Annotated in this window: 10 protein-coding genes and 3 pseudogenes; all 13 read left to right on the top strand. The window is 37.3% G+C overall.

The features are described 5' to 3' along the window. Window positions 1–723, top strand: a pseudogene (locus BN1044_RS23670) (hypothetical protein); the annotation flags it as partial. 32 nt (window positions 724–755) lie between these two features. Further along, entirely contained in the window at window positions 756–1,214 is a 459-nt protein-coding gene (locus BN1044_RS22725) for a glycosyl hydrolase 108 family protein (RefSeq protein ID WP_072310603.1), read from the top strand. After that, window positions 1,211–1,600, top strand: coding sequence for a hypothetical protein (locus tag BN1044_RS22720; RefSeq protein ID WP_072310602.1), 390 nt, complete (start codon window positions 1,211–1,213; stop codon window positions 1,598–1,600). Before BN1044_RS22725 ends, BN1044_RS22720 begins: the two co-directional genes overlap by 4 nt. 289 nt (window positions 1,601–1,889) lie before the next feature. Next, window positions 1,890–2,273, top strand: a complete 384-nt coding sequence (locus BN1044_RS22715) for a hypothetical protein (protein ID WP_072310601.1) — start codon at window positions 1,890–1,892, stop codon at window positions 2,271–2,273. 225 nt (window positions 2,274–2,498) lie between these two features. Further along, window positions 2,499–2,801, top strand: coding sequence for a hypothetical protein (locus BN1044_RS22710; protein ID WP_072310600.1), 303 nt, complete (start codon window positions 2,499–2,501; stop codon window positions 2,799–2,801). 24 nt (window positions 2,802–2,825) lie between these two features. Further along, a complete protein-coding gene (locus BN1044_RS22705; protein WP_072310599.1) occupies window positions 2,826–3,647 on the top strand; it encodes a hypothetical protein in 822 nt (273 codons plus the stop codon). A gap of 539 nt (window positions 3,648–4,186) precedes the next feature. Continuing rightward, window positions 4,187–5,022 (top strand): annotated as a pseudogene (locus tag BN1044_RS24260) (hypothetical protein). Next, a pseudogene (locus BN1044_RS24255) lies at window positions 5,009–5,368 on the top strand (hypothetical protein). The pseudogenes BN1044_RS24260 and BN1044_RS24255 overlap by 14 nt, the downstream one beginning before the upstream one ends. 315 nt (window positions 5,369–5,683) lie before the next feature. Beyond that, window positions 5,684–6,511, top strand: a complete 828-nt coding sequence (locus BN1044_RS22690; RefSeq protein WP_139130996.1) for a pesticin C-terminus-like muramidase — start codon at window positions 5,684–5,686, stop codon at window positions 6,509–6,511. Continuing rightward, window positions 6,504–6,875 carry a lysozyme inhibitor LprI family protein gene (locus tag BN1044_RS22685; protein WP_072310595.1) on the top strand — a complete coding sequence of 124 codons (372 nt, stop codon included), beginning with the start codon at window positions 6,504–6,506 and terminating at the stop codon, window positions 6,873–6,875. Before BN1044_RS22690 ends, BN1044_RS22685 begins: the two co-directional genes overlap by 8 nt. Before the next feature lie 184 nt (window positions 6,876–7,059). Next, the gene (locus BN1044_RS22680; protein WP_254663949.1) at window positions 7,060–7,236 is read left to right on the top strand and encodes an N-acetylmuramidase domain-containing protein; all 177 of its coding nucleotides are present in this window, start codon (window positions 7,060–7,062) and stop codon (window positions 7,234–7,236) included. Between the two features lie 1,123 nt (window positions 7,237–8,359). Then, on the top strand, window positions 8,360–8,581 hold the full coding sequence (locus BN1044_RS23665) for a hypothetical protein (RefSeq protein WP_175421639.1): 222 nt from the start codon (window positions 8,360–8,362) through the stop codon (window positions 8,579–8,581). Between the two features lie 242 nt (window positions 8,582–8,823). Next, complete coding sequence (locus BN1044_RS22660; RefSeq protein WP_072310592.1) at window positions 8,824–9,042, top strand: hypothetical protein; 219 nt, start codon at window positions 8,824–8,826, stop codon at window positions 9,040–9,042. The last annotated feature ends 190 nt before the right edge of the window (window positions 9,043–9,232 follow it).

Here is a 9,232-nt window from a genome sequence, read left to right as displayed (position 1 = left end):
ACAATGGTCAGTAATGGCAGGGTTACGCAGGTCGAAGCAATCCTTAAACTGAGTCAGGTGAAAACGGAGCAGGATACAGAGAAGCAGGAATATTGGTTTTTGCCGTATGCGAACGGTTACGTGCCGAAAAGCAACAAATCCGCTGAAACACTGTCGCAATACGATCTCGAAAAGCTGGGATTTACCACCACAGTTGACGAGGCACCGAGCTTTGATCACCTTGATGGTACAACCTCACCTGAGGGTCTGGTTCGCAGTATTCTTGACAGGATTTTACATGCATCCCTTCTTGATACGCGCTTAACCCATCGTGTCGTTCCGTATAACTATCAGCGCTTATTGAACCGGATTGACAGTAGTGTCAGCCCCTATTCATCCCAAGAATACCTGAGTGCCATCCATAACCCATCTTATCGCGACGTGAAGAATAAGATGATCGTGAAACACCCCAGTGAGTGGTATCACAAAAAAGAAACGCCGATTTGGCAGTCTTTTTTAAACAAACTGACGAGCGATGCACCCGAGTGGAGAGAATACTGTGAAGACTATCTTGATAAGATGGTGTGGATACAGGATGCCAGTAAATTAAAACTGGGATCATCTTTGTGGCATATGCATCCGGTGGAGTTTCTTGGTGCTTTAAGTAGTAAAAGTAAAGATCGTTGCAAAGTTCTTTTCTCAAAAGTATCCGGTGTAATTCTTCGTCATGAGGGGGCTACGTAAATGATCCTGATGATAAAGGTGGCGAAACTAATATGGGTATAACTCTTGATACTTGGCGGGCTTTTGCACCACAAGATTTAGGAATAGAGGCTACTTCAGCGACTCTAAAATCCATGACAAAGTCACAAGCTGAAACGATTTATTATAACCACTACTGGAATCCTAAAGGTTTCTGCAAATTAGAAAGTACAAAAATAGCACTAATGATATATGATTGGACGATAACATCCGGATTGGCAATCAAACAAATAAGGAAGTGCTTGCATAATGAATACGATTCAAAATTAAGTGTCAGTAACAAAATGGATGATAATATGATCCATTGTATTAATAACATTGACGTTCAAGAACTGTTATTAAATAGAATTGCAGAAATAAGGAATGAATACTATCGCTCCTTAACCGTAACGAATGGAAAGCCAAATGCTCAGGTTAAGTTTCTTAAAGGGTGGCTAAATCGAGTTGATGATTGTTTACAGGTGGTGCTATGAAAAAATACTTATTTGCATTGTTATTCATTTCGTTCGGCTCTATGGCTTGCTTTGGTGGTCACTGGGAAAGTGAGAGTAAGACAAGCACGTTCACTATTGATTTGACCGAAACAGGAAATCACATTTCAGGCAAATATTGTTTTATTACAAATAATGGGAATCGGATTGATTGTTCTGAACAAGATGATGATGACAATATCAGGGGTACAGTAACTAATGGGAAAGCTCAGGTGTCTTTTGATAGCACGTTTGGTGGAACAGGGAAAGCATCCCTAATTATTAAAAATGATGATTTAATTTATTACATTAAAGATAAAAAACCATTTGTAGAGGAAAATATGTCAGTGCCTGATAAAATCGTTATGAAGAAAAAATCCCCTAAATGATCTCGAAAGACCTGAAAATAAAAATGATGGTCAGCAAAGAGATAACTACGGAGGATGAAGTTATTCTGAAGCTGAGTCAGGTGAAAACATAAGCGGATGCTCAAAAGGAAGCATATTAGTTTTTGCCGTATACTAACAGCTGCGCGCCGAAAAGCAACAAATCCTCTGAGATACTCCGTATAACTATCAGCGTTTGTTGAACCGGATTGACAGTAGTGTCAGTCCCTATTCATCCCAAGAATACCTGAGTGCCATTCATAACCCATCTTATCGCGACGTGAAGAATAAGATGATCGTGAAACACTCCAGTGAGTGGTATCACAAAAAAGAAACGCCGATTTGGCAGTCTTTTTTAAACAAACTGACGAGCGATGCACCCGAGTGGAGAGAATACTGTGAAAGCTATCTTGATAAGATGGTGTGGATGCAGGATGCCAGTAAATTAAAACTGGGTTCGTCTTTATGGCATATGCATCCGGTAATGTTTTTGGGATCATTTATCCGTGAATCAAAAATTACAAAAGAGATGCTACGAAAAATCTGGACTGACTCTGTCAGAGTTTCTGATGCATTACTAAGTGCTGTAGCAGAAGAACTCAATGCCAGCTTTGAACGATGCAAAATTAACACTAGTAATCGATTGAATCATTTTATAGCTCAAGTATTTCAATAGGTTGGACCTGGATTTAACCTTAACGAGAATTTTAACTATAGACCCAACGTACTTGTCGCAAAATTTGCTTATTATGCTAATCATGTTGCTGAAGCCGATGGTGATGGTTTCATTCCTGGGCGTCAGGCAGCAAACGCTGAAAACATAGCCAATAAAGCATATGCTAAAAGGGTTAACAATGGCGACTATGCAAGTGGGGATGGGTGGAGATATCGTGGTCGTGGAATGAAACAGTTGACGTTCAGAGGAAACTATAGAGCATTTACAAAATATCATGAGACCAAATGGGGGCAAAGAATCGATTTTGAAGCTGAGCCTGACTTGTTGCTCGAAACTGTTTATGCCGTTCGGTCAGCACTTTATTTTTGGGATTCTAATAATCTACCGACTCGAGCTGATCAAGGGGTTTCGAAAGATGTGTCCTATTCAATAACTAAAATTATTAATAAACATGATGATCACTATGATGATCGGTTTGAAAATTTAAATAGATTATTACGTGAAGGTGTCTTTAATGAGATATTTTAGTTCATTAATTTTTATTTTTTTTCTATGAATGTTTGTGCTTCTGATTTTTATTTAAAACCAAGCTCGGAAGATCTTGATGGCACTAAATATTACACACTGACGGTGAAAAATCTGCACGATCAAAAAAATATTGATATTGCTTTAGAGGGAAATGCAAATACCGCAACAATTAGAGACCATTTTACATTTTCTTGCAAGTGGGGAGCGGTTGATGGTGTAAGGATTGGAATGTCGTCACAAACAGGCGATCGTGCAATGGCTGTTTCTTCGTATTATTTTTTTGATGATAAACTGGATAATGTTTTCGCCAAAATATATGCTGTAATGAATGCTCAAAAACCTTATGTACCACTTTCGCTTAATCACTCGGTTTGTGGATGCGAGGGGGAAGGCGTCAAAAAAGACAATCGTACAGGTAAAGATTACGTAGAAAATTATGAAGTTATTGCTGATGGTCAATTTGCTTTAAAAAATGCTTCTAATATATATATAAAATATGTTACGGACAAGGGATTGAATCTTGTCAAAGAAAGCGAGTCTGGTGATGTTATTGTTGATAGTTATAAAAACAAAGATAATCATTCACCTATGAATTTATCTGTGTTTTTCATAAATATTTCTTCTGAAATGAATATTGTAAACTTGATATCATGGGGGGGGGATGCTCATGATATGACTTGCTATAAAGTCTATGCATATTCCTATGATAAAAAAGGAAACATATCTAAGAATGTTTCTATAAATGATGATGTGAATTTATCCGGATGTGAAGGTAAGGGAGCTAAGTTCAACTACAAAAACGCCGCATTGATTAAAAATTATTTAAAGGAAAAATTCAAAGGTTGAATTTCTTGGCTAATCATAACCCGTCTCATAGCGACGTTAATTACAGGATGATGATGACAATATTGTTGGGGATATTGTTAATAGAAAGGCACTGATTTCATTTTATAGCGCTTTTGGTGGGACTGGAAAGGCTGTTTTGAAGATTGAAGGAGATAAATTGGTTTATCATATTGATGATAAATCGCCATTTGTTGCTGCTAATTTGTCTGTGCCTGATAAGATCGTTATGAAGAAAAAATCACCTAAATGATCTCGAAAGACCTGAAAATAAAAATGATAGTCAGCAAAGAGATAACTAAGGAGGGGGAAGTTATTCTGAAGCTGAGTCAGGTGAAAACAGAAGTGGATGCTTAAAAGGAGGGATATTGGTTTTTGCCGTATGCGAACGGCTGCGTGCCGAAAAGCAACAAATCCGCCGAGACACTCCGTATAACTATCAGCGTTTGTTGAACCGGATTGACAGTAGTGTCAGTCCCTATTCATCCCAGGAATATCTGAGTGCTATCCATAACCCATCTTATCGCGATGTGAAGAATAAGATGATCGTGAGACATCCCAGTGAGTGGTATCGCAAAAAAGAAACGCCGATTTGGCAGTCGTTTTTGAACAAACTGACGAGTAATGCCCCCGAGTGGAGAGAATACTGTGAAGACTATCTTGAGAAGATGGTGTGGATACAGGATGCCAGTAAATTAAAACTGGGATCATCTTTGTGGCATATGCATCCGGTGGAGTTTTTAGGGACCTTAAGGCAAACGCTTAGTTACTGGGAACTGGGCAAGACATCAGAGCATTTTGAGTCTGGAGGGCGAGGGCCCAGTGTTGTTTCAACGGGTAAAGGTGATCATGGCGGCATTTCTTATGGTAAATATCAATTTTCATCTAAAATGGGAGTTGTTCAGAAATATATATTACACTCTAAATTCAAATCAGAATTTGAAGCTTTAACTCCTGCAACTTCTGAGCTTAATAAAGTATGGAAAAAATTGCAGCTCAGTATAAGGATGAATTTTCAAAGGAACAGCAAGATTACATTAAAGAAACGCACTATGAAGTTCAGATTGACTATTTGAAATCTAAAGGTATTGAGTTTTCAAAAACACATGCTGCGATTAACGACATTACTTGGTCAACTTCTGTTCAATATGGTGCCAGAACTGGTATAACTGTCAGGGCTTTAAAGGGTAAAAATATTTCTGCTTTATCTGAGAAAGATATCATTACAATTGTTCAGGACTATAAGTTTAATAATGTTGAGAATTTGTTTCCTTCATCGCCAACATGGTGGGGAGATCTGAGGTCAAGGGCCATCGCAGAAAAACGTGATTTGTTGGAACTTGAAAAAACTAATAAGGTCATTGATGATGAAAACTAAATATACGCTTTTATTATTGTTCTTTCCACTTTGCATTTATGCAAAAACAAACTCTTCTTGTGCGGGGAATACGACAGTTCATCCCGTTATATTGTCCTGCATTCAAGGCAGCACAAACAAAGTAGAAGATTCTATTAAAAGTATGATAGAAAAACATGGTTCCGAATATTCAGTCACTATCGATTTTTACAATGCACAGAGAAAATAAATTTCCGATCGATGTGCATTGTATAAAACAATGGATGGTCAGCGAGCAGAACTTCTTGAGAATCAATGTGAACTTGATGGTGTTACGCAGTTAAATGACTTTTTCAATAATTATAAAAAGGCTGTCGATAATTACTAATCGGTTACAGTGGATGCATTAATATAGTTCATTTATAGATGAAATCGAATAAATAGCTGTGGCCTGATATTATTAGAGCCATCTCAACATTTGCACGTACATCTGCACGCCTTGGTGTGCGCCGAACTGTGGTGAAAATAAAACGCTGTGAATTGTGAGGTTAAACCGGATTGACAGTAGTGTCAGTTCCTATTCATCCCAAGAATACCTGAGTGCTATTCATAACCCATCTTATCGCGACGTGAAGAATAAGATGATCGTGAAACACCCCAGTGAGTGGTATCACAAAAAGAAACGCCGATTTGGCAGTCGTTTTTGAACAAACTAACGAGTGATGCCCCCGAGTGGAGAGAATACTGTGAAGACTATCTTGATAAGATGGTGTGGATACAGGATACCAGTAAATTAAAACTGGGTTCGTCTTTGTGGCATATGCATCCGGTAGAATTTTTAGGTGCGCTTTCCAATGATGATGAAATGGCTCTTAAATGGTTAAAGGTACCCAAAGGGCAGCTTACGTTTGATGCTGAAGGTAATGACAATGATAATAGCATTTATTTCTCACGTCATCCTCACGTCCCTAACAACAAAGGGGTTGTAATTGGTGCATCCGGGGTTACATTTGGCCGCGGATTGGATCTTGGGCAGCAATCAGAAAATTATATTAGTGGATTGTTTCAAAATATAGAGAAAAACGCTTCTCCACTATCTATAACGATGAAAAAATGGCTACTAGAAAGTGTTGGATTACAAGGGAGTTCAGCACTACGCTATTGTCAAGATATAGATAAACACGTTCCAAAAGGGGAACAATACTTAACAAGGAAACAACAACATTTTTTGTTTTTGTCTGTGTACGAACATCAATACAATGTTACAAAACGAGTTATTGCTAAAGGTACAAACATTGATGGCGTACAGTATACTGTAAATATAGATTCAATATCACAGAATGTACAGGATGTGTTAGTAGATCTTATTTTTAGAGAGGATAACTCCTCTCGAACAAGAAGATATTTCATGAAGGATTTAAGTGATGGAGCTAACAGTTTCAAAAAAATATATCGAATGAATACTGGAAGTCAAATTTTGGAGTGCCAACTCAACGTTTTAATGCTCGTAAAGGATATCTATAATGAATAAATTAAATATTTTCGTATTGAGCTTGTTATTAGTTCCATTTTTGACTTTTGCAATATCTTTGGATGAACAAAATAATTATATAAAAATCCTGGATGGATATAAAAAGTCTGATAATGAACTGAATGAACTATATAAAAAGCAAATGATAGAATATAAGCAAGAGTGGGAGGGGGTTTATGGGCAAAAAGAATCAAAAGATGTATACCTTAAGAGGGCGCAACAAGCATGGATCAAAATGAGAGATGCTAGCTGTGATTATGAAACTTACGAATCAAAAACAGGGACTGGATTTTCTAGTATTTACGAAAAATGCCTGTTAGATAAAACCAATGAGCGTATACAGTATTTAAAGGATAATAATTAGCAAGGGGGGCCGGAAGAATTGAATGATTAAATTCATGCTCTGTTCATCATGGTGCCATGAAAAAATCATACAACTACACCTTGTTTGTGTATTTTCATTATCTTGAAAGACATCCAAAGTAGTTAATGCTGACTCCAACTTTAAAGAAGCAGGCTATAATTCACCTGAGGAGTTTGTTAAATCAATTTCCGAATCAGAAAAGAACCAACTCAGTGCATTTGTCAATTTTATTAAATCTGACTCTGTTTTACTTAAGTCGATTAGAGATAAAGACTGGCTAAGTTTTGCGAGAAGATACAATAGACCAAAACAACAAGGTTATGATTCCAGAATGAGAGATAATTATGAAAAAAATAAATAGAATTTTATTACTGAGTGGATTATTGTCATTCGTATCGCTTTCTTATGCGGCAGGTGATTATTTCTCTTGCAATACTACTAAGGGACAAGCTTCCTTAAAAACATCATCCAATAAGATGATTTATTAAATGAAAAACTCTAGTGGAGAGACATTTGCCTATTCATCACTAGCCCCAGAATACTCTGGTTTTTTATACAACCACTACTCCAGATTCCAAACCGATTATATGAACGTTAGTTTCCACCACAGTGGTTTTAAGTATACGGTTTTTAGCAATTATGAAGATGGCGATAGTAATAAGGGGGTTACGGTTGTTAATCTTAAGACTAAGAAAGAGTATACGTACGAATGTAAAGATGAAGGGGTTGATAGACTTTCGGATCTAATGGGTAAACTTCAGTGTGATAAGGACGACGCTCTTGGTTGTCAATAGTTCAAAAAACGAGTGACGCTTATAAATATATTAAAAAACACATATATCCGATTCAGCTACAAATAAGAAACTAATGATGTCATTACAATTCTTTGTGAGCCGGTACATAAGAAAACTTGTAGGATTGAATACATAAATGCTCTCATTTTTTAATCATAGAATTGAGGCGTTGCAATGAATCTAAAATCAATTGGCTTTGCTTTGCTTTGCTTTGTTATCTGGCTTTGCGCACGCAGATAACAACCAGGTTGTCGGCTGTTTTTCATCTGGTAAAATTAATGTGAAATTTGTTCAAGTGAGTCAGGATGGTATCTCGCTGGGATACGTTAAATACAGCAAATCAGATAAAGGTATTCCGCTAGTGTTTATTTCAGGCTCTTCAGCAGTTAATGAGGATGGAAGGTCCGACGAGTATACGTCAAAGTGGGCCGAGTTCATTGATGGTAAACTTAATGGATATTATACAATAATGTCTCAAGGGGCGCGGTTTTACCAGTTAACATATAAATCGAAAAAAAATACAATAACATCATTTTCGGATAATACTAATGCCTATAATGAAGAAGGTACCGATTGTAAGTGGTAGACATTTTTGATGATGGGGAGTTTGTTTCTCTTGGTGTCAAGGTTGAACAGAATGGTTTAGATTAATGAACATCATATTTCGAAGGAATGATGGCGCTAAATAAAATGAGTTTGTTAACTTTGCTAAGCCTTTCAGCTTTAAGTGCCTTTGCCTATCCAGCAGGACGAGTCCTCACGTCCCTAATAACAAGGGTTGTTATTGGTGCATTCGGGGTTACATTTGACCGTGGATTGGATCTTGGGCAGCAATCTGAAAATTATATTAGTGGATTGTTTCAAGATATAGAGAAAAACGCTTCTCCACTATCGATAACGATGAAAAAATAGCTACTGGAAAGTATTGGATTACAAGGGGGTTCCTGCAAATTACTTATCACCAGGTTTGATTTATGACAAAAATCATCAAACGATAAATAAAGCGATGGTTTAAGTTCAATAAAATTTGAAGCATGGGATAAGGGTGATTTGTCTTATTTTTTTTGATTATTTTGGTGAGCTACATGAAATTGTCCATGACAGTGATTCGTTAGACTCCTATTCCGTATATTCAATAATAGATTATGGCCTGCATGAGCCTGGTATTAAATGTGTCTGCGTTGATTTCAAAAGTGGATCCAATGGGGGTCATGTCAAAAGAAGAACGCTGTGGACTAGACTTAAAAGGAACCGAGCATCTTTTATTTTCTGACGATGAAGGCGATGCCATCGTTAACAGTATTATTGAAAAAACAATGGCATTAATACGTCATATCTTATTGAAGGAAAGGTCAAATATCTTCCGATTATGATGTTTCAAAAAAATATCAGTATGTGTATAAGTTACCAGGAAGTGCCGCAGTCACTGTTTCCACGCGCAACCCATCGTTGTTAGCGGTGCAGTTATCCCGTGGCTGCACAAATAGTGCAGCCAAATGGCTCAACTGAACTGACCCGTTTCTATGCTAGCCATGTTATTGACGTGCTGGCGCAGCATGCACA

Origin of the sequence: Hafnia alvei (assembly GCF_900095695.1) — a bacterium.
Taxonomy (GTDB): Bacteria; Pseudomonadota; Gammaproteobacteria; order Enterobacterales; family Enterobacteriaceae; genus Hafnia; species Hafnia alvei_B.
The sequence above is the reverse complement of the archived record's forward strand: the minus strand, read 5'-3'. Positions and strand labels throughout refer to the sequence as shown.